At 62.8% G+C, this 24,943-nt stretch carries 19 protein-coding genes; 8 read left to right on the forward strand and 11 right to left on the reverse strand.

Features of this window, described 5'->3' with window-relative positions; translation table 11 throughout:
• Positions 1-68: 68 nt before the first annotated feature.
• Both NMB38_RS11680 and NMB38_RS11685 read right to left on the reverse strand, forming a co-directional pair.
• On the reverse strand, positions 69-1,376 hold the full coding sequence (locus tag NMB38_RS11680; RefSeq protein WP_059183971.1) for an ATP-binding protein: 1,308 nt from the start codon (positions 1,374-1,376) through the stop codon (positions 69-71).
• A 6-nt stretch (positions 1,377-1,382) separates the two neighbouring features.
• Entirely contained in the window at positions 1,383-2,078 is a 696-nt protein-coding gene (locus NMB38_RS11685) for a response regulator (protein WP_059184166.1), read from the reverse strand.
• Positions 2,079-2,286: 208 nt separating this feature from the next.
• Between NMB38_RS11685 and NMB38_RS11690 the strand changes: the two genes are divergently transcribed.
• From NMB38_RS11690 to mobA, 3 genes are read left to right on the forward strand one after another with little or no spacing between them, the layout of a single operon-like run.
• On the forward strand, positions 2,287-3,462 hold the full coding sequence (locus NMB38_RS11690) for an efflux RND transporter periplasmic adaptor subunit (protein WP_027914917.1): 1,176 nt from the start codon (positions 2,287-2,289) through the stop codon (positions 3,460-3,462).
• An 11-nt stretch (positions 3,463-3,473) separates the two neighbouring features.
• Entirely contained in the window at positions 3,474-6,620 is a 3,147-nt protein-coding gene (locus tag NMB38_RS11695) for a multidrug efflux RND transporter permease subunit (protein ID WP_059183970.1), read from the forward strand.
• A gap of 42 nt (positions 6,621-6,662) precedes the next feature.
• Positions 6,663-7,238 carry a molybdenum cofactor guanylyltransferase MobA gene (gene mobA, locus NMB38_RS11700; protein WP_059183969.1) on the forward strand — a complete coding sequence of 192 codons (576 nt, stop codon included), beginning with the start codon at positions 6,663-6,665 and terminating at the stop codon, positions 7,236-7,238.
• A gap of 171 nt (positions 7,239-7,409) precedes the next feature.
• Here the strand turns inward: mobA and NMB38_RS11705 are convergent, their stop codons facing one another.
• Positions 7,410-7,715 carry a DUF3077 domain-containing protein gene (locus NMB38_RS11705; protein ID WP_082693211.1) on the reverse strand — a complete coding sequence of 102 codons (306 nt, stop codon included), beginning with the start codon at positions 7,713-7,715 and terminating at the stop codon, positions 7,410-7,412.
• 1,034 nt (positions 7,716-8,749) lie between these two features.
• Here NMB38_RS11705 and NMB38_RS11710 point away from each other — a divergent pair.
• Both NMB38_RS11710 and NMB38_RS11715 read left to right on the forward strand, forming a co-directional pair.
• Positions 8,750-9,820: an enoyl-CoA hydratase/isomerase family protein gene (locus NMB38_RS11710; protein WP_281211936.1), complete on the forward strand. Its 1,071-nt coding sequence runs from the start codon at positions 8,750-8,752 to the stop codon at positions 9,818-9,820.
• A gap of 16 nt (positions 9,821-9,836) precedes the next feature.
• Entirely contained in the window at positions 9,837-10,988 is a 1,152-nt protein-coding gene (locus tag NMB38_RS11715; RefSeq protein ID WP_281211935.1) for an acyl-CoA dehydrogenase family protein, read from the forward strand.
• 49 nt (positions 10,989-11,037) lie between these two features.
• Here NMB38_RS11715 and NMB38_RS11720 read toward each other — a convergent pair whose 3' ends face one another.
• Positions 11,038-11,970, reverse strand: a complete 933-nt coding sequence (locus NMB38_RS11720; RefSeq protein ID WP_027914911.1) for a LysR family transcriptional regulator — start codon at positions 11,968-11,970, stop codon at positions 11,038-11,040.
• A 5-nt stretch (positions 11,971-11,975) separates the two neighbouring features.
• Complete coding sequence (locus tag NMB38_RS11725) at positions 11,976-12,689, reverse strand: tRNA (adenine(22)-N(1))-methyltransferase (protein WP_028687479.1); 714 nt, start codon at positions 12,687-12,689, stop codon at positions 11,976-11,978.
• A 126-nt stretch (positions 12,690-12,815) separates the two neighbouring features.
• Between NMB38_RS11725 and NMB38_RS11730 the strand changes: the two genes are divergently transcribed.
• Positions 12,816-13,196 carry a RidA family protein gene (locus NMB38_RS11730; protein WP_027914909.1) on the forward strand — a complete coding sequence of 127 codons (381 nt, stop codon included), beginning with the start codon at positions 12,816-12,818 and terminating at the stop codon, positions 13,194-13,196.
• 145 nt (positions 13,197-13,341) lie between these two features.
• Here NMB38_RS11730 and NMB38_RS11735 read toward each other — a convergent pair whose 3' ends face one another.
• A complete protein-coding gene (locus tag NMB38_RS11735; protein WP_081728204.1) occupies positions 13,342-14,118 on the reverse strand; it encodes an RHS repeat-associated core domain-containing protein in 777 nt (258 codons plus the stop codon).
• Between the two features lie 208 nt (positions 14,119-14,326).
• Here NMB38_RS11735 and NMB38_RS11740 point away from each other — a divergent pair, with 208 nt between their 5' ends.
• Entirely contained in the window at positions 14,327-16,327 is a 2,001-nt protein-coding gene (locus tag NMB38_RS11740) for a peptidase U32 family protein (RefSeq protein WP_494354789.1), read from the forward strand.
• 25 nt (positions 16,328-16,352) lie between these two features.
• On the opposite strand, the gene NMB38_RS11745 is transcribed toward NMB38_RS11740, so the two are convergent.
• Positions 16,353-17,675, reverse strand: coding sequence for a sigma-54 dependent transcriptional regulator (locus tag NMB38_RS11745; RefSeq protein WP_027914907.1), 1,323 nt, complete (start codon positions 17,673-17,675; stop codon positions 16,353-16,355).
• 341 nt (positions 17,676-18,016) lie between these two features.
• Here NMB38_RS11745 and NMB38_RS11750 point away from each other — a divergent pair, with 341 nt between their 5' ends.
• A complete protein-coding gene (locus NMB38_RS11750) occupies positions 18,017-18,283 on the forward strand; it encodes a YcgL domain-containing protein (protein ID WP_023535558.1) in 267 nt (88 codons plus the stop codon).
• A gap of 101 nt (positions 18,284-18,384) precedes the next feature.
• Here NMB38_RS11750 and NMB38_RS11755 read toward each other — a convergent pair whose 3' ends face one another.
• The 4 genes from NMB38_RS11755 to cobW form a co-directional block, all read right to left on the reverse strand.
• Positions 18,385-18,930: a vWA domain-containing protein gene (locus NMB38_RS11755; protein WP_027914906.1), complete on the reverse strand. Its 546-nt coding sequence runs from the start codon at positions 18,928-18,930 to the stop codon at positions 18,385-18,387.
• Positions 18,931-19,049: 119 nt separating this feature from the next.
• Positions 19,050-20,060 (reverse strand): magnesium chelatase ATPase subunit I, encoded by a 1,011-nt coding sequence (locus NMB38_RS11760; RefSeq protein WP_027914905.1) that lies wholly within the window; start codon positions 20,058-20,060, stop codon positions 19,050-19,052.
• 1 nt (position 20,061) lies between these two features.
• Positions 20,062-23,823, reverse strand: coding sequence for a cobaltochelatase subunit CobN (gene cobN, locus NMB38_RS11765; RefSeq protein ID WP_281211933.1), 3,762 nt, complete (start codon positions 23,821-23,823; stop codon positions 20,062-20,064).
• Positions 23,824-23,826: 3 nt separating this feature from the next.
• The gene (gene cobW, locus NMB38_RS11770) at positions 23,827-24,894 is read right to left on the reverse strand and encodes a cobalamin biosynthesis protein CobW (RefSeq protein WP_027914903.1); all 1,068 of its coding nucleotides are present in this window, start codon (positions 24,892-24,894) and stop codon (positions 23,827-23,829) included.
• Positions 24,895-24,943: the final 49 nt, after the last annotated feature.

Genomic DNA, 24,943 nt, shown 5'->3' on the forward strand with positions numbered 1-24,943 from the left:
AATGACGACCCGACACGCTACAAGATCCCGCCGGTTAAAAGAAGAGGCTTACTACCAGGCATCAGCCTTCAGGTCACCTGCCCGGCGGGCAAGCGGATACGAAATTGCGCACCGCCCAATGGGGACTGGGCGACCGTCAGGGTCCCGCCCTGCCCCTCAATGGCCCGCCGGCTGATCGCCAGCCCCAAGCCGAATCCACCCGTGCTGCGGTCCCGGCTGCGATCCAGGCGATAGAACGGCTGGAAGATTCGCTCACGCTCCTCGACAGGGATACCAATGCCATCATCCTCCACCGTCAGCGAGCAAGCCCCGTCGGGCTCCAGGCGCAAGCGCAGTACCAGGCGCCGCTCACAGTAGCGCATGGCGTTGCGCACCAGGTTCTGCACCGCTCGGGCCGTCAGGCGCGGATCGAGCACGAAGCGCGGCAACTCGGCGTCGGCATGCACCTCCCACTGGATGCCCCGCCCGTCCAACTCCTCGGCAAAGCTGCCTAGCACGCTGTCCACCAGCTCGAGCAACGACACCTCCACTCGTTCGCGCGCCTGGTCGGCATTGTACAACCGGCTGTAGGACAACAACTCCAACACCAATTCATCCAGCTCTCGCACGTGCCCGACCAGCTCCAGCAAGCGCTTGCGGCTGGCCGCAGGCACTTCGTCGAAGAGCAGCACCAAGCCGAAATCCAGGCGCGTCAGGGGCGTGCGCAGCTCGTGAGATACGGCATTGAGCAGCTCGCGCTGCTGATTGACATGGCGCTCAAGGTCGCTAGCCATGGTGTCGAATACCCTGGCCAGTTCGCCGATGTTCGAATGCACCGAGATATGCGTGCGCTCGGACATCTGCCCCTGCCCCAGACGCCGAGCGGTTTCCTTCAGGCGCTCCAGGTCACGCCAGTGCGGCCATACCCAAAGCAACAGGCAACCCAGCATCGCGGCCCCGATCAACACCGTCACGCCCCATGACAGGACGTTGATGTCCAAGGGATCAGGCGGCGAATCCAAGCGTACCAGCCAGTGGCTGTCCAACGGCGCCAGCAGGGTTTCGTAGTAGCCCCATTGGGCCAGGCGCACTGCCGACTCCCCTTGCGCCAGCCGCGCGCGCTCCGTTTCATTCAAGTGGGCCTGGTCGATGGGCAGCAGCTGGACCTGCAAGGGTGCAAAATCGTCGGCCAGCGCTTTCGCCACGGCAGGCCACTGGGCCTGAGGCGCCTGGTGGAACTGACGTACGATCAGCGACTGCACGCCTTTGGTCTGGCTGAGGTTGTAGGCCATGAAGCGTTCCTGAAACAGCCCCACGATGGTGTCGGGGATGAACAGCAAGGCACCGGCATACGCCACGATGATCAGCAGATACAGCCGCACCAGGATCTTGAACATCGCAGCTCACTCCCACTCGACACGGCTGAACAGATAACCTTTGCCCCAGACCGTCTTGATCTTGCGTGCTTCGCCTGCGTTGTCGTCGAACTTGCGGCGCAGCTTGGAAATGGCCACGTCCACCGAGCGGTCGGTGCCGTTGAACTCGATACCGCGCAACTGTTGAAGAATGCGATCGCGATTGAGCACGACCCCGGCATTGCGCGCCAGCACGACCAACAGGTTGAATTCCCCGCCCGACAGTTCGATAGGCTCGCCGCGCCAGGTGACGGTGCGTTCGGCCAGGTCGATGCATAACCCACCTACCACGATCAGGTCATGGTCCAGCCTGGGTTCGTTAGCGCTGCGGCGCAGCAAGGTGCGCACCCGGGCCAGCAACACCCGTGGCTCGCACGGTTTGGTGACGTAGTCGTCGGCCCCCATTTCCAGCCCCAGCACCTGGTCATGGCTGTCATCGCGGGCGGTGAGCATCAGGATCGGCAGGCATTGGGACTGCTGACGCAATTGGCGACACACCTGCAGGCCGTCCAGCCCTGGGAGCATCAGGTCAAGAATCACCAAGTCGGGTTTGTCGCGGCAATACTCGTCCAGCACATGGTCACCCCGGGCGATGACCCGGACGACGAATTCGTTGCGTTGCAGGTAACTGGCGATCAGCTCGGCCAGGGCGCTGTCGTCTTCGACCAGAAGTATAGTGGGCATGGGTGGCTTGGCAGGCAGGTGGAGGGACTTGCAGCGCACCGGCTCGGTGTGGCCTCGTAAGCGCTGCGTTCTAGTGACGCAAGCTTATAGAAACATCGTGGTGCACAACCCATCGCTTCACACTTTTTCACACTCCCCGTACAGCTGTTAACAGCCAACCATGACCCGGGTGCCGTAGCATAGCGCAGATCATCAGCGGAAGATCCCAATGTCCGACACACTCACTGTTACCCTGCGCCGCATGGCGCTTCTGGCGCTTGTAGGCTTGGGCCTGGGCGGCTGCAGCGCTAGCGACGAACCCGAGCAGCAAGCCCCGGCCCCGCAAGTGCGGATCGAAACGCTGCAACTGCAACCGCTGGCCATCACCAGCGAGCTCAACGGCCGCATTCTGGCGCCGCGTACCGCCCAGGTGCGGGCTCGGGTGGCCGGCGTAGTGCTCAAGCGGGTGTACCGCGAGGGTAGCGACGTCAAGCAGGGCGATGTGTTGTTTCAGATCGACCCCGCACCCTTCAAGGCCGACCTGGACAGCGCCCAGGCGGCACTGGCCAGAGCCGACGCTACCCGTTATCAAGCTCGCCTGCAGGAGCAGCGCTACCGCGAGCTGGTCAATGACAAAGCCGTCAGCGGCCAGGAATACGACAATGCCAAGGCCAGCCTGCTGCAAGCCAACGCAGCAGTGGCCGAGGCCAAGGCGGCTGTGCAACGGGCCCGTCTGAACCTGGGATACGCCACTGTGACCGCTCCCATCGCCGGGCGCATTGGCCGTGCCCAGGTGACAGAAGGCGCATTGGTCGGGCAGAACGAAGCCACGCCACTGGCGACCATCGAGCAACTGGACCCCATTCATGTCGACGTCACCCAGTCGACCCGTGAGATCACGGCGCTGCGCAAGGCTTTGCGTGCTGGCCAGCTGCAACGGGTCGACGCAGACCAGGCCAGTGTCACCTTGATCGAGGACGACGGCAGTGCCTACCCGCTGCCCGGCAAGCTGTTGTTCTCCGACATCCAGGTCGACCCCTCTACCAACCAGATCACCCTGCGCAGCGAGTTCCCCAACCCGAACCTCGACTTGCTGCCGGGCAGCTATGTGCGCGTGCGCCTGGCCCAGGCCGTGCAACCGCAAGGGCTGAGTGTGCCGCAACGGGCGATCCTGCGTGACAGCGCAGGCGTGCCGAAGGTACTGGTCGTGGATGGCCAATCGCAGGTCAGCGAACGGCAAGTGGTGCTGGGCAGCGTACAGGGCGACCGCTGGGTAGTACGCGAAGGCCTCGCTGCCGGTGACCAGGTGGTGGTCGAAGGCCTGCAACATGCCAAGGCAGGCGAACGCGTGCAGATCGACCCCGCCCCCGAGGCCACCTCCGCCACCCAGCACACCGGCCAGTGAGGGCCTGATCGATGCCGCAATTTTTCATTGACCGCCCCATTTTCGCTTGGGTGGTGGCGCTGTTCATCCTGCTGGCTGGCGCCTTGGCCATTCCTCAACTGCCCGTGGCGCAGTACCCCAACGTGGCGCCGCCGCAGGTGGAAATTTACGCCGTATACCCTGGCGCCTCGGCGGCTACCATGGATGAAAGTGTGGTCAGCCTCATCGAGCAGGAACTCAACGGCGCCGACAACTTGCTGTACTTCGAGTCGCAAAGCAGCCTGGGCAGCGCCACCATCACCGCCACCTTCGAGCCGGGCACCGTGCCAGACCTGGCACAGGTTGACGTGCAGAACCGCTTGAAAGTGGTCGAGTCGCGCCTGCCACGCCCGGTCACCCAACAAGGCTTGCAGGTTGAAAAGGTGTCCACTGGTTTCCTGCTGCTGGGCACGCTCACCTCCGAGGATGGCAAGTTCGACGAGACCGCGTTGTCCGACATTCTGGCGCGCAACGTGATGAACGAGATCCGGCGCATCAAAGGGGTCGGCAAAGCCCAGCTGTATGGCTCCGAGCGCGCCATGCGCATCTGGATCGACCCGGCCAAGCTGGTCGGCCTCAATCTCACCCCCAACGACGTGGCCGAAGCCATCACCGCACAGAACGCGCAGGTGGCGCCCGGCAGCATCGGCGACCAGCCTAGCCCCGCTACCCAGGAGATCACCGCCAATGTGGTGGTCAAGGGCCAGCTGACCACACCAGAAGCGTTTGCGGCGATCGTGCTGCGAGCCAATACCGACGGTTCGGTGGTGACCATCGGTGATGTGGCCCGGGTAGAAATCGGTGCGCAGGAGTACCAGTACGGCACGCGCTTGAACGGCAAGCCGGCCACCGCATTCAGTGTGCAGCTGGCCCCGGGTGCCAACGCCATGGAAACGGCCACGCTGGTGCGCGCCAAGATGAAGGACTTGGCGCGCTATTTCCCGGAAGGCGTGAAGTACGACATTCCCTACGACACCTCGCCGTTCGTCAAAGTCTCCATACAGCAGGTCATCAGCACGCTGTTCGAGGCAATGGTGCTGGTGTTCGCGGTGATGTTTCTGTTCCTGCAGAACCTGCGTTACACGTTGATTCCCACACTCGTGGTGCCCGTGGCGCTGATGGGCACCTTCGGCGTGATGCTGATGCTGGGCTTCTCGGTCAATGTGCTGACGCTGTTCGGCATGGTCCTGGCCATTGGTATTTTGGTGGACGACGCCATCGTGGTGGTCGAGAACGTCGAGCGAATCATGGCCGAAGAGGGTCTGGCGCCGCGTGAGGCCACACGCAAGGCCATGGGCCAGATCAGCGGGGCGATCATCGGTATCACGCTGGTGCTGGTGGCCGTCTTCCTGCCCATGGCCTTCATGAAGGGCTCGGTCGGCGTGATCTACCAGCAGTTCTCGGTGTCCATGGCCGTTTCCATCCTGTTCTCGGCCTTCCTTGCCCTGAGCCTGACGCCGGCGTTGTGCGCCACCTTGCTCAAGCCTGTGAACCCAGGTGCGCACCATCAGCGCGGCGGTTTCTTCGGTTGGTTCAATCGGCGCTTCGAGGGCATGAGCAAGGGCTATGAGGGCTGGGTGTCGCAGGCACTGCGTCGCAGCGGGCTCTACCTGTTGGTGTACGCCGTGCTGCTGGGCGTGCTGGGCTACGGCTTCAGTCAGCTGCCCACGGCCTTCCTGCCGACCGAGGACCAGGGTTACACCATCACCGATATCCAGCTGCCGCCTGGCGCCAGCCGCATGCGCACCGAGCAGGTGGCGGCTCACATCGAGGCGCACAACGGCGATGAGCCTGGCGTGGGCAATACCACGGTGATTCTGGGTTTCAGCTTCTCCGGCAGTGGCCAGAATGCGGCGCTGGCCTTCACGACCCTCAAGGACTGGTCCGAGCGTGACGCTGAGGACAGTGCCCAGTCCATTGCCGATCGCGCGAACATGGCATTCACGCAACTCAAGGACGCCATCGCCTTCGCCGTACTGCCACCACCGATTGACGGGCTTGGCGAGTCCACTGGCTTCGAATTCCGCCTGCAGGACCGGGGCGGGCTTGGTCACGCCCAACTCATGGCTGCCCGTGATGAACTGCTGGCCAAGGCGAGCAAGAGCGCGGTACTGACAAACGTGCGCGAGGCATCGTTGGCCGAAAGCCCACAAGTGGAGCTGGAGATCGATCGCCGTCAGGCCAATGCGTTGGGCGTCTCGTTCGCCGATATCGGCTCAGTGCTGGACGTGGCGGTGGGTTCGAGCTACGTCAATGACTTTCCCAACCAGGGCCGCATGCAGCGGGTGGTGGTGCAGGCCGAGGGCGATCAGCGCAGCCAGGTGGAGGACTTGCTGAAGATTCATGTGCGCAACAGCGCCGGCAAGATGGTGCCGCTTGGCGCCTTCGTCCAGCCCAGATGGGTTAGCGGCCCGGTCCAGTTGACGCGCTACAACGGTTACCCGGCGGTGTCCATTTCTGGTGAGCCGACGGCCGGGCAAAGCTCGGGGCAAGCCATGGCCGAGATCGAGCGAATCGTGGCGCAGCTGCCGACTGGTGTTGGGCTGGAATGGACTGGGTTGTCGCTGCAGGAAAGGCTCTCGGGCAGTCAAGCGCCGGTGCTGATGGCCCTGTCGCTGCTGGTGGTGTTCCTCTGCCTGGCGGCGTTGTATGAAAGCTGGTCGATCCCCACGGCGGTGCTGCTGGTGGTACCCCTGGGGATTCTGGGCGCGGTCCTGGCAGTCACGCTGCGTGGCATGCCCAACGACGTGTTCTTCAAGGTTGGGCTGATCACCTTGATCGGGCTGTCGGCAAAGAATGCCATTCTGATCATCGAGTTTGCCAAAAGCCTGATGGACCAGGGCATGGATGCCACCCAGGCTGCCATCGAGGCTGCCCGCTTGCGCCTGCGGCCCATCGTGATGACGTCCCTGGCGTTCATCCTTGGGGTGGTGCCACTGGCCATCGCCACCGGTGCCAGTTCGGCAAGCCAGCAGGCCATCGGTACAGGGGTCATTGGCGGCATGTTGAGCGCCACGCTGGCGGTGGTGTTCGTGCCGGTATTCTTCGTCGTGGTGATGCGTTTGTCCCGGCGCCGGCGGCCACAGGAACCTGGCGACGAGCCAACCCGCGCAGTCACTGACTGGACAAGCGGAACGTGAAATGGGAGGGTTTCTGGCACTGACTGCCAGGAACCCTTTTTCATGCCTGCTACCCTGCCCCTTTGCTCTGTCCTCATGCTCGCCGGCGGCCGTGGCCAACGCATGGGCGGGCGCGATAAAGGGCTGATCGACTGGAAAGGCCGCCCTCTGATTGCCCACGTGCATGCGGTGGTTCGGGGCCTCAGTGATGACCTGATCGTTTCGTGCAATCGCAATCAGCAGATATACCAGCGGTACGCCGAGCACTGCGTGTGTGATGCCGAGACCGGCTTCCCTGGCCCACTGGCTGGCGTGCTTGCCGGGTTGGCGATAGCGCGGCACGATTGGGTGGTGGTGTTCGCCTGTGATGCGCCGCGGGTCGATCAGGTGCTGGTCAACGACCTGCGGCGCGCCGCCTTGGCGGCGAACAGTGCCGCGATGGTCCGCCAGGGTGGGTATTGGCAACCGATGTTCAGCGTGCTGCCCCGCGCCATCCTGCCGCTGCTTGAGCAGGCTTGGAATGCTGGGGAGCGCAGTTTGCAGAGAGCCTTGCTCGGCGCGCCCGTGGCAGCAGTTGATTGCGCTGAAGAGGATTGCCGGCTGAATAATTTCAACAGCCCGCAATGGCTTGAGGGCTGACAAGGGGGCTGTCGATTTTTTTCGATACTAAAGGCGCGCCAGGGCCTTAGGAATCTAGCTTCGCAGCGCAGACCCGGCGATACCGCGTTGAGCCTGGGAGTTCGCTAACCACCCAGGGCGGAGCCAGGCAGTTGACTCCGCCACTGCCTAGGCGCACCCCGCCGTCTCCGACTAGCGGTAAGCTACCAGCCGCCGAGCCTCCAACCCATTCAACAAAGCCTCCACCACTGCGGTCGCCGATTCCAGTCCATGGTCATTGCCCAGCAACAGGTCGAAACAGGTCCCATTGGCCAACTCCATGGCCTTCAGATTAGCGGCATAGGCGCCACGCAACAGCGTGGACAAGTGCACCAGCGCGTCTTCGAGATCGACGCCCGGACGTACCGAAAACAAAGGCGGATGGCTGCTTTCGCAGGTAGAGAAGGATGTGGGCGCGGTTGTGAGACTGGCAGGAGGATCAGGTAACCCTTTTGTCATGGTGTGCTCCTTGATTCATCAGGAGCCGCCATCAATCGCTACCAAACGAAATGGTGACGGCTATGCGCAGGTTGGTAGACCGGGAATCAAGGAAACCGGCGCGCACAGAGGCGCCCTACGCACAGCCGCCATAAAACGCTACAACCGAGCACAAAAAATGCGCCAACCATAGCGAAAGCGGGCGCTTTGTGCGCCTTGATCAATTCGGGCTACCAAACCCGACTGCTGGATTGACAGCAGCCCGCGAAGACTAACCCTCTCCCACGGTGCTTTCAAGCCAAAAGCCCCGCTTGAAACACTTGTAAGAGGCTTAGCAGGGTGCCGATTAAGCCCCCTGGCGCCTGGTTCGCGGCTACGGTAGCGGGTGAGGCTGCTGGGCGCCCCGGCAAGGGCGCTCTTTAAGCGGTAACCCTGGGAACTCGCTTACGCTCAGCGGCGCAGCCGTGCAATTGCCAGCGCGACGGCTTGGACGCACCCCGCCGTCTTCGTGTTCTCCTTGATTCATCAGGAGCCGCCACGCAACGTGACCAAACGAATGGGTGGCGACTGTCGCGGGTTGGTCAACCGGGAATCAAGGAAACCGGCGCGCACGGAGGCGCCCCACGCACAGCCGCCATGACACGAGACAGCCGGGCACAAAAAAACGCCGACTGCTTCGCTGAGCGGCGCTGATGCGCCTTGATGATTGCGGGTGACCAAACCCGACTGCTGGATTGACAGCAGCCCGCGAAGACTAACCCTCTCCCACGGTGCTTTCAAGCCAAAAGCCCCGCTTGAAACACTTGTAAGTGTCTTAGCAGGGCGCCGATAACGCCTACTGGCGCCTGGTTCGCGCTACAGTGAACGCCTGTGACCCATCAGCGTGCAGTTCCCATTCACGCTGACTGGCAACGCAACGGGCATCGGCGCAAAAATGCACGATGCCCCTGCACAATTGTCGATTGTACTAGGCAAATTCGCATGCCAGGATCCAGCGATCCTCCAGCGAACTCCAGATTTCACATGGAAAATCAATAACAAGCAGGGAGACCGCAATGACAGCGCTTATTCAGACGCCGGTTACCGAACACATTCTGAGCGAGGTTCGCAACCAGATCGGCCACCTGCGTCTCAACCGCCCCGCTGGGTTGAACGCCCTGACCTTGGACATGGTGCGCAGCTTGCGCAAGCACCTGGACGCGTGGGCCGGTGATCCGAACATCCGCGCCGTCGTACTGCGCGGCGAAGGGCCGAAGGGCTTCTGCGCCGGTGGTGACATCCGCTCGCTGCATGACAGCTACAAAGCCGGTGACGACCTGCACGCGGTTTTCTTCGCCGAAGAGTATGCCCTGGACTTGCTGATACACCGCTACCGCAAGCCTATCCTGGTGCTCATGGACGGCTTTACCCTCGGCGGGGGCATGGGCTTGGCGCAGGGCTGCGAGCTGCGGGTGGTCACCGAGCGCAGCCGCTTGGGCATGCCAGAGGTGGGCATCGGCTATTTCCCCGACGTGGGGGGCAGCTACTTCCTGTCCCGCCTGCCGGGCGAGCTGGGGACCTACCTCGGCGTCACCGGCACACAGGTCCAGGCGGCCGATGCCCTGTATTGCGGCCTGGCCAACTGGTATGTGACGAGCGACAAGATCGAAACCCTTGATCGCGAGCTGGACCAGTTATCCCTCAATGACAATCCGCTCAAGGATTTGCAGAACCTGTTGGCGCGCCTGGGCACACAGGCGCTGGAAGCGCCACCACTGGCTGCGCTGCGCCCAGCGATCGATCACTTCTTCGCCCTGCCCGATATGGCAGCCATCGTCGAGCAGTTGCGTGCCGTCAGCATCGGCGACAGCCATGCCTGGGCCGTTGCCACTGCAGAGCTGTTGGAAACCCGATCCCCACTGGCCATGGCCGTGACGTTGCAGATGTTACGACGCGGCCGACAGTTGGGCCTGGAAGACTGCTTCGCCATGGAGTTGCACCTGGATCGCCAGTGGTTCCAGCACGGCGACATCATCGAGGGGGTGCGCGCCCTGATCATCGACAAGGACAAGCAGCCGCGCTGGAACCCCCCTACATTGCAGGGGCTGGACCGCCAGCGGGTCGACCAATTCTTCGAAGGCCTGTGAGCCCGGGAGCAAGCAGATGCAAGACGTGGAACTGAGCGAAGAGCAGATCATGATCCGTGACATGGCCCGCGACTTCGCCCGCGGCGAGATCGCCCCCCATGCCCAGACGTGGGAAAAGGCCGGCTGGATCGATGACGCCGTCGTGCGCAGCATGGGTGAGCTTGGCTTGCTGGGCATGGTGGTCCCCGAGACCTTCGGCGGTAGCTATACCGACTACGTGGCCTATGCGCTGGCGGTGGAAGAGATTTCAGTCGGGTGTGGCTCCACCGGGGCCTTGATGAGCATCCACAACTCGGTGGGGTGCGGCCCGTTGCTGGCCTACGGTAGCCCCGAACAGCAGCAGCACTGGCTGCCGCGGCTGGCCAGTGGCGAGGTGATTGGCTGCTTCTGCCTGACCGAGCCCCAGGCAGGATCCGAGGCCCATAACCTGCGCACCCGCGCCGAGTTGATCGACGGGCAGTGGGTGATCAACGGCAGCAAGCAGTTCGTCAGCAATGCCCGTCGCGCCGGGCTGGCCGTCGTGTTCGCCGTGACCGATCCTGACCTTGGCAAGAAAGGGCTGTCGGCGTTTCTGGTACCGACAGACAACCCCGGCTTCAAGGTCGATCGTACCGAACACAAAATGGGGATTCGCGCGTCCGATACCTGCGCCGTCACACTCGACCAATGCCGTATCCCGGCTGGCAACTTGCTGGGCGAGCGCGGTAAAGGCCTGGCAATCGCTTTGTCCAATCTCGAAGGCGGCCGAATCGGCATCGCCGCCCAGGCTCTGGGCATCGCCCGGGCTGCCTTCGAAGCGGCGCTGGGCTATGCCCGGGAACGTGTCCAGTTCGGCAAGCCGATCCACGAACACCAGAGCATTGCGAACTTGTTGGCTGACATGCAGGTGCAGATCAATGCGGCTCGCTTGCTGATCCTGCATGCCGCGCGCCTGCGCAGCGCCGGCAGGCCCTGCCTGTCCGAGGCGTCACAGGCCAAGCTGTTTGCCTCGGAAATGGCTGAGCGGGTGTGTTCGATGGCCATCCAGGTCCACGGTGGCTACGGCTACCTTGAGGATTATCCCGTCGAGCGACACTACCGTGATGCGCGAATCACCCAGATCTATGAAGGGTCGAGCGAAATCCAGCGGATGTTGATCGCACGTGAGCTGAAACACTACGCGCTGTAAGGCCCGGCCTACCTGGCCTGCAGCGGCGTGAGCTTGTGCCCCGCTGCCGTCAGCGGCAATAACGGGGGTCTTCGACCAGGCGGGCGTGGGCGGCGAAAATGGGCGGCAGTCGCTCCTTGAGGTAGTCGATCCAGGTTCGGACCTTGGCGTCCAGGTAATGCCGCGAGGGATAAATCGCATACAAGGCGTTTTCCCGCAGCCTGTAGTCGGCCAGCACCCGGTACAGGCGCCCTTGCTCCATGGCTTGGCTGGCGGTGTAGAACGGCAGCAGACCAATACCCATGCCCAGCTCGCTGGCGACCAGCATGGCGTCCGCCACGTTGGTCATGAAGCTGTCCTGCGGTGCAATGACGCAATCCCCACCTGCCTGCGGAAACACCCAGTCACCCTCGTACAACGGGTAGGCCATGCGCAGGCAGCGATGCTGGTGTAGATCGTCCGGGCGGGCAGGAACGCCTTTTTCATCCAGGTAGCCGGGAGCGGCACAGGCAATACTGAAAATCGTGCCCAAGGGGACGGCAATCAACTGTGAGTCCGGCAATGCCTGGTCCACGGTGATGACCACATCGTGCCCTTCAGCGAGCGGGTCAGGGTTGCGCTGGGAAAGCGTAAGCTCGATGACCACGTCGGGACAAAGCGCGTTGTAGCCCGCCACCAACGGCATCAACAGCAATCCAAGCCCATGCGGACAATGCACGCGTAGCCGGCCACGGGGCGTGAGGTGAGCACCCCGCGCCTCTCCCACTGCCTCGTCGGTCAATAGCAGTATCTGCCGTGCGCGCTCAAGAAACCGCTCCCCGGCCTCGCTCATGCGCAAGCGTCGGGTGGTGCGGTGCAGCAATCGGGTTTGCAGCTGATTCTCCAGCTCCGCCACGATGCGCGAGACTTGAGCAGCGGAGATGTCCAGCGCGTTGGCCGCCGCGGCAAAGCTACCGCACTCCACCACCCGCACGAAGGTACGCATGGCCTGCAACATGTCCATGAAGGCTAGTCCTCGGTGTGGGGGCGTTCGGCCAGCAGCCGGGTGATCCAGTCCACCTGTTGTTCGAAGTCTGCGACCTTGGCCGGCGGTACGGCAACGCGGGCCTGGGCGAAGTTGGCAAGGGTCTGCTTCTTTTGCCCAAGCATGCGTTGCCACTTTACGTGAAATGCCTGGCCATGGTCCTGCATCAACAGGGGGCCGAAATACAACTGCTGAGGGTTGTAGGCCACATAACCGGGTTCGGCCACGATGATTTCGTAGTCGAAGCGATGCTCGCGCAGAACATCTTCGGCGACGATACGGTAGCCATTGCTCATCAGCCACTGACGCACCTGCGGCTCGGCGCCATTGGGTTGCAGTACCAGGCGCTCGACACCCGCCAGGTGTGCCCTGCCCGCTTCGAGAATCTCGCAGATGGTTTCGCCGCCCATGCCGCACAGGCTGACGACCGTGATGCGGTCATCAGGCGCGATGACTGTCAGCCCATCGGCTAAGCGCACGGCAATGCGCCGCTCCAGCCCCTGCTTGCGCACATTGCGTTGAGCGGCCGCGAAGGGGGTGTTGGCGACCTCCCCGGCCACTGCGTACTCAATGCGCTCGCGAAGCATCAACGCCACGGGCAGGTAGCCATGATCAGAGCCAATATCAGCCAGACGAGCGCCTTCAGGCACATGGGTGGCCACGCGCTCCAGGCGCATGGACAAGGTGTGTTCGTTCACGGTAAGCCTCTCTGCAATGGCGGCGATTCTGACCGCGAATGCCGCGCTTTGCAAAAAACCGGCCTCTCGACCGGCGCAGGCCGCTCGCGTAGGCTTGAGGCTTTTCTACCCCGCAAGGCAGACCTCATGGCACATGCAGATATCGTCTACACCCCGGACAGCGACCCAGAATCCATTTCCTCCGATGTCGCCGAATACAACGGGATGCTGGTGACCACTCAAGTCCCGGTACACCCTGACGGTAGCCTGGCGTTGGGAGATATCGTCGAGCAGAGCGAATGCACGTTGCAGGCTTTGAAGGATGCCCTGGAGAAAGCCGGCAGCGGCATGGACCGGGTGCTGCACCTGACCATCTACCTGACCGATATGGCCGACCGCGCCGCCTTCAACCGGGTCTATCAACGTTTCTTCACTAAACCCTGGCCGGTGCGCGCTGCCGTAGGCGTGGCGGCGCTCGCGTTCGAGGGCATGCGCGTGGAAGTAACGGCAATGGCGGCCAAGAAGTGACGCTTAGCCGCCTGCTGGCAGGTGTCTCAATGCCGCACGTTGGCGGCGGCTCGCAGTGGTCGTGCTCAACCCTCGCCCTAGGGTAGCCATGCCACGCCGCCGCCGGCCCTTGTCTGGGCCGATAGAATCAGTGCAGGACCATGAGCTAAAGCTGCTGTCTGATTTTTTTGAGTTCAAGCAAAACGGAACGGTCGAGCTGTGCCATTGAAGCGACTCGAAAAGATTTCAGCTGTTTGGCAAAAGATTCTGGTCCGATTCCAGAGGCCGCAAGGGTAGCTTCTGTTGCAATGTAGCGGGTGATGATGGCAGCATCAGGCTTCAGAATTCGGGTGAAGTGCCTGTCCAGGTACTCTCCGGAAGCAAAAAATTCCCAAACCTTCTGATTGGATTCAAGACGATTGAGCCAGTCGGTACCAAGCGCTTGCGCTGCGGGCTCTCTAAAGCGTTTATCGCGCAATGTAGCCATGAAATTACTGCGCAAATCATTGCTTTTCTCTGGGCGCAGTAAAATACCGAGCGTGTGCTTGAGTTGTGCTCTGGCCTGCGCCAATCCAAAATCGATCTCCGGCTTTAACGGCGTCATGGGAGCAGATCTGGGCCGCTTCCAAAACTTCAATCTTTCCAATAGGTGTCCAGTTGGGTCGACGTGATTGACTGGATCGCCTGCGCAATACGCATAGGCGTTGAGGCCGCCCTGGTCGAACGGACTCAACGAATCGGGTGTTTCAAATCTCATCATGACACTGTTGAGGTATCTATAGCCCTGGCCAAACCCATAACAGCCCCGCAGCCCCTCCTGTACCGCCCCAACGTAACCCGTTTGGGAAAGGCGTGCGATGGCGCTATAGCCATACGGGGTATAGGCCGTAGGCGTGACAAGGGTTAAGCGACAACGCCCTGAAGCGGATGCCGGCCTGAGCATGTTATACACCTCCCTGCATCAATGGACTTGTCAGCCCTACTCTGTCCAGAGAGCCTACTGTAGGCAACTGCCATAAATACCAGGTCGTTGAAACACAGGCGCAGCCTGACAAGAGGCATTCATCCGACCAGCGCAGCCCGATGGTGTCGCCCGGCCGAATCGTCGGTACAATGCCCGGCTATACCGTGACAGCCGAAACCATAACGACATGTCCCTTCCCAAGCATCACCTGGAACTGCTCAGCCCTGCCCGCGACGTGGCCATCGCCCGCGAGGCCATCCTGCATGGCGCCGATGCCATCTATATCGGCGGCCCTAGCTTTGGCGCCCGTCATAACGCCTGCAACGAGGTGGGCGATATCGCCGAGTTGGTCGAATTCGCCCATCGCTACCATGCGCGCGTGTTCACCACCATCAATACCATCTTGCATGACAACGAGCTGGAGCCGGCGCGCGCGCTGATTCACCAGCTGTACGACGCCGGCGTCGATGCGCTGATCGTGCAGGACCTGGGGGTCATGGAGCTCGACATTCCACCCATCGAGCTGCATGCCAGTACCCAGACCGACATTCGTACCCTGGAGCGGGCCAAGTTTCTCGACCAGGCCGGCTTTTCTCAGCTGGTACTTGCACGCGAGCTGAACTTGCAGCAAGTCCGTGCGATCGCCGCCGAAACCGACGCCGCCATCGAGTTCTTCATCCATGGTGCACTGTGCGTGGCATTCTCCGGGCAATGCAACATCTCCCACGCCCAGACCGGTCGCAGCGCCAACCGGGGCGACTGCTCCCAGGCGTGCCGACTGCCCTACACGCTCAAGGACGACCAAGGTCGGGTGGTCGCGTTCGAAAAGCACCTGCTGTCGATGAAGGACAACAACCAGACCGCCAACCTGCGCGACCTGGTCGATGCCGGCGTACGCTCATTCAAGATCGAGGGGCGCTACAAGGACATGGGCTATGTGAAGAACATCACGGCCCATTACCGCAAGGAGCTCGACGCCATCCTGGAAGACCGACCTGCCCTGGCTCGCGCTTCCAGCGGCCGTACCGCGCACTTCTTCGTACCGGATCCGGACAAGACCTTCCACCGCGGCAGCACCGACTACTTCGTGACTGACCGCAAGGTCGATATCGGCGCCTTCGACTCCCCTACGTTCACCGGCCTGCCGGTGGGTGTGGTGGAAAAAGTGGGCAAGCGCGACCTGCAGGTCGTCACCGACGTACCCTTGACCAACGGCGATGGCCTCAATGTGCTGATCAAGCGTGAAGTGGTGGGGTTCAGGGCCAACATCGCCGAGGCACGCGGCGAGTTCGAAGAAGATGGCCAAAAACGCTGGCGCTACCGGGTGGAACCGAACGAGATGCCTGCCGGGCTGCACAAGCTAAGGCCAAACCATCCGCTTTCGCGCAATCTGGACCACAACTGGCAGCAGGCCCTGCAACGGACCTCGGCCGAGCGCCGCATCGGCGTACGTTGGCAGGCGGTATTACGCGAGGAGCGCTTGACCCTGAACGTGACCAGCGAGGAAGGCGTGCATGTGCAAGTCGCCCTGGATGGCCCATTCGGCCCGGCGAACAAGCCAGAGCAAGCACTGGACCAGCTGCATGATCTGCTTGGCCAACTCGGCACCACGCTCTACCACGCCGACAGCATCGAGTTGGATGCCCCCCAGGCGTTCTTCATTCCCAACTCGCAGCTCAAGGCCCTGCGCCGGCAGGCCATCGAGACGCTGACCGAGCAACGCATCCAGGCGCACCCCCATGGCCGGCGCAAGCCGGAAACCTCGCCGCCGCCGGTGTATCCCGAGTCGCACCTGTCGTTCCTGGCCAACGTCTACAACCAGAAAGCCCGGGATTTCTATCACCGCCATGGGGTGCAGTTGATCGACGCGGCGTATGAAGCCCATGAGGAGCATGGTGAGGTGCCGGTGATGATCACCAAGCACTGCCTACGCTTCTCCTTCAACCTGTGCCCCAAACAGGCCAAAGGGGTGACCGGAGTGCGCACCAAGGTGGCGCCGATGCAGCTGGTTCAAGGGGATGAAGTACTGACCCTGAAGTTCGACTGTAAACCCTGCGAGATGCATGTGATCGGCAAGATGAAGAACCACATCATCGACTTGCCGACCCCTGGCAGCGCCGTGGCCCAGGTCGTCGGCCACATCAGCCCGGAAGATCTGCTCAAGACCATCGTCCGCGCGCCTCACTGAGGCGCGTCGTACGCCGCCTGCGCCTTCAGCGAATCTGGTGCTTGTGCAACAAACGGTAGAAGGTCGGCCGTGAGATGCCCAGCACCTTGGCTGCAACGCTGAGGTTGTCGCTGTGACGGTCCAGCACATCGCACAACGCCTGGCGCTCGGCCTTGTGCTTGTACTCTTCCAGGGTGCCCAGCGGCGGCTGTTGCGCAAATGGCTGCAAACCCAGGTCCTTGGCCTCGATCTGACGCCCTTCGGCAAGCACCAGCCCGCGGCGCACCCGGTTGGCCAATTCACGCACGTTACCGGGCCAATCGTGCTGCCCCATTGCCGTTAGCGCATGCTCACTGAAGGAGCGAGGCCGCCTGCCGGTTTCCAGGCTGTAGAAATGGGCAAAATGGTTGGCCAGCATCGGCAAATCGCCATGGCGGTCGCGTAACGGAGCGGTCACCACCTGCAGCACGTTCAGGCGGTAGTACAGGTCTTCCCGGAAGCGGCCCTGCTCGATGGCCCTCTCCAAATCCACGTGGGTGGCGGCTAACACCCGCACATCCACCGGTACTGGCTGACTGCCCCCCACCCGCTCAATGTGCTTTTCCTGGAGAAAGCGCAGCAGGTTGGCCTGCAACTCCAGCGGCAGGTCGCCTATTTCATCGAGAAACAGCGTGCCGCCGTTAGCCGCTTCGATGCGCCCGATCTTGCGTTGATGGGCACCTGTAAATGCGCCCTTTTCGTGCCCGAACAGTTCGGACTGAATCAAGTGCTCGGGGATGGCCCCGCAGTTGATCGCCACGAACGGCTGGCCACTACGCTGCGATTGGCGGTGTAGCGTACGCGCCACCAGCTCCTTCCCCGTGCCGCTTTCGCCGCGGATCAGCACAGGCGACTCGGTCGGTGCCAGCTTACCCAGCAGTTTGCGCAACTCTCGAATCGGCCGGCTCTCGCCCAGCAACTCGTCTTGGGTGTCGAGCGCCTTGACCGTGCCCTTGCCACGCAGCCGCGCCATGCCAAAGGCCCGGCCCAGGGTGACCTGTACCCGCGACTCATCGAAGGGCAAGGTATGGAAATCAAAAAACCATTCACAGACGAAATCCCCGAAGGCCGGGGAGCGCAGTTGTTCGGCGCTCAGTACCGCGATCCACTCGGTGTTGCTGCGCTTGATCATGTCCTTGACCACGTCCGGGTGTTTGAGATGCGCCTCATCCAGGCGCAATACGCCTACATCGCAGCGATGTTCCAATGCCTGCGCCAAGGTGCAGCTGTCGACATCCCACCCAGCCTCTAGCAAGCCAGGCGTCAGGCGCTGGCAATCGTCACAAGGATCGACGATGAGCAGGCGGCGTTGCACTGCGGTTTGTTGCATGACCGATCCTTGGCGCCAAGTATTGGTTTCTTGAAGTAAAACAGTAAGTTGTGGCGCCCGAATAACAGTAGCAATGAAGTTGACGGTGCCTATGACCGTTTGTCTGCCAATACGGCTTTTCGTAACTTGGCGGGGGAATTTTCGATGGGTAACGTCCTCACATGGGGCGCGTTAGAACGAAAAATGAATAATCGTTGATTATTTTGCTGTACCCATGTGACTCGATGCCGGTTGTCGAGCATCAGTACACATAACCCCGCGCTGCATTTCGCGATACATGAGGCGACCTTGAAGCAACGCGGACGTCACTTGAATGTTTGGGACCACAGAGAGACCGAACCATGAATGCCCCGCTCCGTGTCAACGAAGCACTGCTGATCGCCGACCACGCCTTCGAACCCTTCCACTGCGTGGCCTGGGACGCCCCCAACGGCACTGGCGACCTGAGCCTGGCGGTCATCGACCGTACCAGCGCCCGCATCGGCAGCAAGCAGGTAACCTCGCAAACTTATTCTGACAAAGCCCAGTGGCTTAACCTGATCGAAGAAGTACGCGCTGAACTTTGTGAAAAAGGCTACCACCTGCAGCCTTGGTCGATGCCCAAGTAAATGAACAGCTTCGACATGTGCGTGCTCTGCCACGCACATGCACTTCCAGCCGTCCCTGTTTACCCTTCTTGCGTGCGACTTGTTGCCGCACCACACCGCTGTTACTTCACCGCTTCGAAACTTAGCAGGTGTTGATAGTCCGCTGCCAATTGCTGTGCCAGAAGGCGAGCACGGCCCAGGCGGACCGGTGTCAGTTCCATGTCCACCAGCAATGTGCAGCACGGCAAGGGCTCGACGGTACCCCATTGCTGCAGGCGGCCGTCGGTGAACACCAGGCAGCGTACTTCCTCGTTAGGATGGGCCTTGCGCCGAGCGCCCAGCCACTGCCTTGCTTGCTCCAGCGCCGGCAGCAACGGCGTGCCGCCTCCCGCGCCCAGCGCCTGCAGCCAGGGTTGCAGCGCCGCCGAAGCTTTGAGTCCATGGCGCTGCCATTGTGGGGCACTGCCACTTGCCGTCAATAAAGCCAGCCGTGCCCGCTGGCGGTAGGCATGGTCGAATAACGTGGCCAATAGTCCTTTGGTGTGCGCGAGCGCCTGATGACGACGTGTCGAAGCGGAGGCATCGACGATGATCAGCCATAGCTGGGCCGGTGTGCCCCTGCGGTTGTGCCAGCACAAATCGTCGCGGTGCCTGGGCCGGCCCTTCAATAGGCTTTGTAACCAAGCGACCCGGCCAGCACTGGCCGCCTGGGCTCGACCGCGGCTTGCACCTGCGCGCGCGCCCTTGCCTGCTCGCGCACCCGTCGTCTTGGCCGGCTGACGGATGCTCAGGGCTTTTTTGCCCAGTTCGGCACCTCACGCCTTGGCCCGCTTGCCACAGGCTGCGGGGCCAAAGCCCCCCAGTCCCCCTGCCCGCCCTTCTCGGCCGAGCTGTTGCCGGTCTGTGACTGCGGCTGCTCGGGCGCTGCGGGCGCAGTAGCCTGGGCGGGCGATTGCCTGCGATGGCGCAAGGCAAAATCTTCCACCGCATCGATATCTGCCGCCTCGATGGCCGCCGCCCCGCGCCATGCGCAGTGGGCGCGGGCCGCGCGCAGCCACACCAGATCGGCCCGCAGCCCATCGACTCCAGCGGCGAAGCAGCGTTCGGTGATGCTGGCCAAGGTCCGGTCATCCAGTGCAATGTCGTCCAGCGCCTGGCGCGCTGCCTGACAGCGCTTGCGCAAGGCCTCCTGGGCCGGTGCCCACTGGGCACAAAACGCCAGGGGGTCATGGTCGAAGGCCAGCCGGCGCCGGATGATCTGTTGCCGTGCATCAGGCGCGGGTAGACCGTCGAGCGCCACATTCAGACCGAAGCGATCGAGTAGCTGAGGGCGCAACTCGCCTTCCTCGGGGTTCATGGTCCCGATCAAGACGAAGCGGGCATCGTGACGATGGGAAATGCCGTCGCGTTCGATGCGGTTGGTACCACTGGCGGCGACATCGAGCAACAGGTCGACCAAGGTGTCCGGCAGCAGGTTGACTTCATCGACATAGAGCACGCCACCATTGGCCTGGGCCAGCACGCCGGGGGAGAACTGCGCCTTGCCCTGCCCGAGTGCGGCATCCAAATCGAGTGTGCCCACCACGCGCTCTTCACTGGCGCCCAGCGGCAAGGTCACGAAAGGCCCATCGCCCAGCAGGTCAGCCAGGCCGCGGGCCAGGGTGCTCTTGGCCATGCCACGCGGGCCTTCGATGAGCACCCCGCCGATCCTGGGATCGATGGCCGTCAGGCACAGGGCCAACTTCAAATCGTCGGCGCCCACTACGGCGGCCAGGGGAAATTGTGCAGCGTCGTTCATTTCAAGCCTGTTCCTCGCCATCGAGCAGCTGTTCTTCCAGGGCATCGCGGTACTCGCCGGGGGACTGCCAGAGGCCGCGTTGCTGCGCCTCGATCAGCCGCTCGGTGAGGTCGCGCAGCGCCTGCGGGTTGTGCTCGCGCATGAAGTCGCGGGTCGCCGGGTCCAGCACGTAGGCATCGGCCAGCGACTGGTAATGGTGATCGTCGATCAGGTGCGTCGTGGCGTCGAAGGCGAACAGGTTGTCGACCGTCGCCGCCATCTCGAACGCCCCTTTGTAGCCGTGGCGTTTGACGCCATCGATCCACTTGGGGTTCAGCGCGCGCGCGCGGATCACGCGGTTGAGTTCTTCCTTCAATGTACGGATGCGCGGTCGGTCCACCTGGCTGTGGTCGCCGTGGTAACTGGCCACGGACGCGCCGGCCAGCGTTTCGGTGGCCGCCAGCATGCCGCCCTGGAACTGGTAGTAATCGTTGGAATCCAGCACGTCGTGTTCGTGGTTGTCCTGATTTTGCAGCACTGCCTGCACCTTGCTCAGGCGCTCGACGAACTGCGCCCTGGCCGGCGTCCCCTCGTCCTGGGCGCCATAGGCATAGCTGCCATGGTTCAGGTAGACCTCGGCCAGGTCTTCACGGGTCTGCCACAGCCGCCCATCAATCGCATTCTGGATGCCAGCCCCATAGGCACCGGGCTTGGCGCCGAAGACGCGCCAACCGGCCTGTCGAGCCGCCTGCTCAGCGTCTAGGCCCTGCTGCTGCAAGGCCAGACGCTCACCGCGCACGCGCGCAGCCAACGGATTAAGATCATCGGGCTCATCAAGTCCGGCCACGGCCTGGACGGCAGCATCGAACAGGCGGATCAGGCTGCCAAAGGCGTCCCGGAAGAAACCCGACACCCGCAGCGTCACGTCCACCCGCGGACGATCCAGCAGGCTGAGTGGCAGTATCTCGAAATCGTCGACCCGCTGGCTGCCGGTGGCCCACACTGGGCGCACGCCCATCAGCGCCATGGCCTGGGCAATGTCGTCCCCACCGGTACGCATGGTCGCGGTTCCCCACACCGACAGCCCGAGCTGACGCAAGTGGTCACCATGATCTTGCAAATGACGTTCGAGTATCAGGTTGGCCGACGTAAAGCCTAGCCGCCACGCTGTCGTGGTCGGCAAGTTACGCACGTCGACGGTGTAGAAATTGCGGCCTGTGGGCAGCACGTCAAGCCGCCCGCGGCTGGGTGCGCCGCTAGGACCGGCCGGCACGAAGCGCCCAGCGAGCGCTGCAAGCAACCCATTCATCTCGGCGGCGCCGCAGGCGTCCAGGCTCGGCGCCACTGTAGCGAGCAGATGATCGACAACGGCCTGGACGGGCGCTCCAAGTTCCACCTCCAACGCTGGCAGCGAGCCGTCGAGCGCACCTTCGATAACCTGCAATGCCAGCAGTTCGAGGCGCTCGCGCGTATCGCCGGCCGTGCGCCAGGCCTGGTCGCTGATGTTCATCAGTAGCAGAGGCCGTGGGCCTTCCCAGGGTTGCCCAAGGTCGCAGTCGAGCGGATCGAAGCCTGGGACCAGTGCCTTGGCCAGGGCGCGCAACACACTCGCATTGCCGCCACGGCCATCGCCACGCTCGACACGCAGCAGTGCCAGCAGCGTATCCAGGCGCAATCGGCCCTCGGGCGACTGGCCGAATACATGCAAACCATCGCGGATCTGCGATTCCTTGAGGTCGCACAGGTAGGTGTCCAGGCGTGGCAACCAGACGGTTGCATCGTCAAGCTGCCCTTCGAGCTGCAATTCCCGGTCGATGTGATGGGTCCTGACCAGTTCGAGGATGTCGCGTTGCAGCTCCCGGGCGCGACGCGGGTCGAGCAGTTGTGCTTCGTAGAATTCATCGGCCAATTGCTCCAGGTGGCGCAGCGGGCCATAGGTCTCGGCGCGGGTCAGCGGCGGCATCAGGTGATCGATGATCACCGCTTGCGTGCGCCGCTTGGCCTGCGCGCCCTCACCCGGATCGTTGACGATGAACGGATAGATGTTAGGCAGCGGGCCGAGCAGCGCATCCGGCCAGCATGTATCAGACAGCCCTACCCCCTTGCCCGGCAGCCATTCCAGGTTGCCGTGCTTGCCGACATGGATGACGGCATCGGCGGCATACCCATGCCGTAGCCAGAAATAGAACGCCAGGTACCCATGGGGTGGCACCAGGTCCGGGTCGTGATAAACGGCGCTGGGGTCTAGCTGATAACCACGTGCTGGCTGGATGCCGACGAAGGTCATCCCCATGCGCACCCCTGCCACCATCAGGCGGCCCTCGCGGAACATTGGATCCTGCTCGGGTGGCCCCCAGCGTTCCAGTACCGCTTGGCGGTTGGCGGCCGGCAGGCGATCGAATGCTGCCTGGTAATCGACCAGGCTCATGCTCTGGGCGCACGGCCGTTGATCGATGTGGTCCAGGTCGTTGGTCACACCGCCCAGCAAGTGATGGATCAGCTGGGTGCCACTCTCGGGCAGCTCGCTGACCGGGTACCCTTCAGTGCGCAGCGCACGCAAGATATTGAGCGCCGCAGCCGGCGTGTCCAGGCCAACGCCATTGCCAATGCGCCCATCGCGCGTGGGATAGTTGGCCAGAATCAACGCCACGCGTTTGTGCGCATTGGGCTGGCGCGCCAGGGTCACCCAGCGCCGTGCCAGCTCGGCCACAAAATCCATGCGCTCGGGGTGCGCGCGGTAGCACACCACATCCGATTGGCTGCGCTCGCTGTGCCAGGCCATGTCCTTGAAGCTGACCGGCCGTGTGATGATGCGCCCGTCCAGTTCGGGCAGCACAATGTGCATGGCCAGGTCACGTGCGCCCAAGCCCTGCTCGCTGGCCTCCCAACCCGGCTGGTTGTCCTGCGCACAAATGGCCTGCAACACGGGTATGTCTCGTCTTAGCGGGCGCAGGTTAGGACGCTCAGGGCTGGACAGGGCAAAACCGGTGGTATTGAGCACCACCTCGGCGCCGACAATGTCGAGCCATGCCTCAACCTGTTCCAGGCAGGCGCTTTCCTTCAGGCTGGCCACCGCAATGGGCAACGGATTCAAACCTGCTGCCTGCAGGCGCTGGCAGAACACATCGATGAAGGCCGTGTTCGCCGCCTGCAGGTGCGAACGATAAAACAGTATTGGCGCCACCGGATAATCGGTATCCCAGTGTGGGAACCAGTCCTCCAGCGCCCCACTGCCCACCTGAGGGTGGTAGACCGAGGTGCGGGGCAACGCCCGCGGCTCGGACCAGCAATAGTCACGGTCCAGCCACTGACTGGCAAGGTAATAGAACAGGTTGAGTGCGTTGGCCTTGCCACCTTGGCGCAGGTAGTGCCACAACTGCTCGGCTTGCTCCCCCTGCACGGACCCGAGCCCGGTCAGTTCCGGGTCGGGACGGTCGTCGCCGGGCACCAGGATCACGTGCACGCCGCGCGCGGCGAGCGTGACCAACTGTTCCACGCCGTAGCGCCAGTACCCCACGCCGCCGTGCAGCGACACCAGGATGACCTTGGCATGCTGCAAGACCTGATCGACATAAAGGTCGACCGAGGCGTGGTTCTGCACCTGCATGGGGTTGGCCAGGCGCAGGCTTGGGAAGTCGCCGGGCAGTTGCTCGGCGCTGTCGGCGAGCAGGGCCAGGTGCGAATCACCGCTGCAGAGAATAACCAGTTCGGCAGGGGTCTGGCCGAGGTCGGCGATGCTATCGTCCGGCACGAAGCCGCCGGGCTGGGTCCGCAGCAGGTGCATGGGTCAGGCGCCCAAGGCCTGGCGCAGACGCGCTTCGAGCTGGGCAGGGTCAAGGTCCTGACCGATCAGCACCAGGCGTGTGATGCGCGGTTCTTCGGCACGCCAGGCGCGGTCGAAGTGCTTGTCAAAGCGCGTGCCTACCCCCTGGATGAGCAAGCGCATCGGCTTGCCGGCAATGGCGGCGAAACCTTTGACGCGCAGGATGCCGTACTCGACCACCAGTTGGTTGAGCGCCTCGATCAGCACTCGCTCATCGGATTCGGGCAGGTCGATGGAGATGGAATCGAAGGCATCATGGTCATGATCGTCATGGTCATCGCCGTCGTGATGGGCATCGTGGTGGGTCGGGCGGGCGTCGATGTGCTGCTCGGACTCGGCGCCTAGGCCCAGCAACACCTCCAGCGGCAATTTGCCACTGCTGGCTTCGATAACTTTGACGGCCGCTGGCAGCTCTTCAGCGACCTCGGCACGTACCTTGGCCAGGCCGTCGGCGTCAATCAGATCGGCTTTGTTCAACACGACCAGGTCGGCGCTGGCCAGTTGGTCAGCGAACAGCTCGTGCAGAGGGGACTCGTGGTCCAGGTTAGGGTCCAGCTTGCGCTGGGCGTCGACTTGGTCCGGATAGGCGGCGAAAGTGCCTGCGGCAACGGCAGGGCTGTCGACCACGGTGATCACCGCATCGACGGTGCAGGCGGTGCGGATCTCAGGCCACTGGAAGGCTTGGACCAGTGGCTTAGGCAGAGCCAGGCCGCTGGTTTCGATCAGGATATGGTCCAGGTCGCCGCGGCGCGCCACCAGTTCGCGCATCACCGGGAAGAACTCTTCCTGAACGGTGCAGCACAGGCAACCGTTGGCCAGTTCGTACACGCGGCCATTGGCCTCTTCTTCGGTGCAACCGATGCTGCACTGCTTGAGGATGTCGCCATCAATGCCCAGCTCGCCGAATTCGTTGACGATCACGGCGATGCGTCGCCCTTGGGCATTGTCGAGCATGTGGCGCAACAGGGTGGTCTTGCCCGAGCCCAGGAAGCCGGTGACGATGGTAACGGGGAGCTTGGCCAGTGTTTTCATGTTGCAGTGCCCTTGGCAGAATGGCGTGGGCATCCAGGACGAGTGCCGT

The organism is Pseudomonas sp. FBCC-B35, assembly GCF_059133755.1.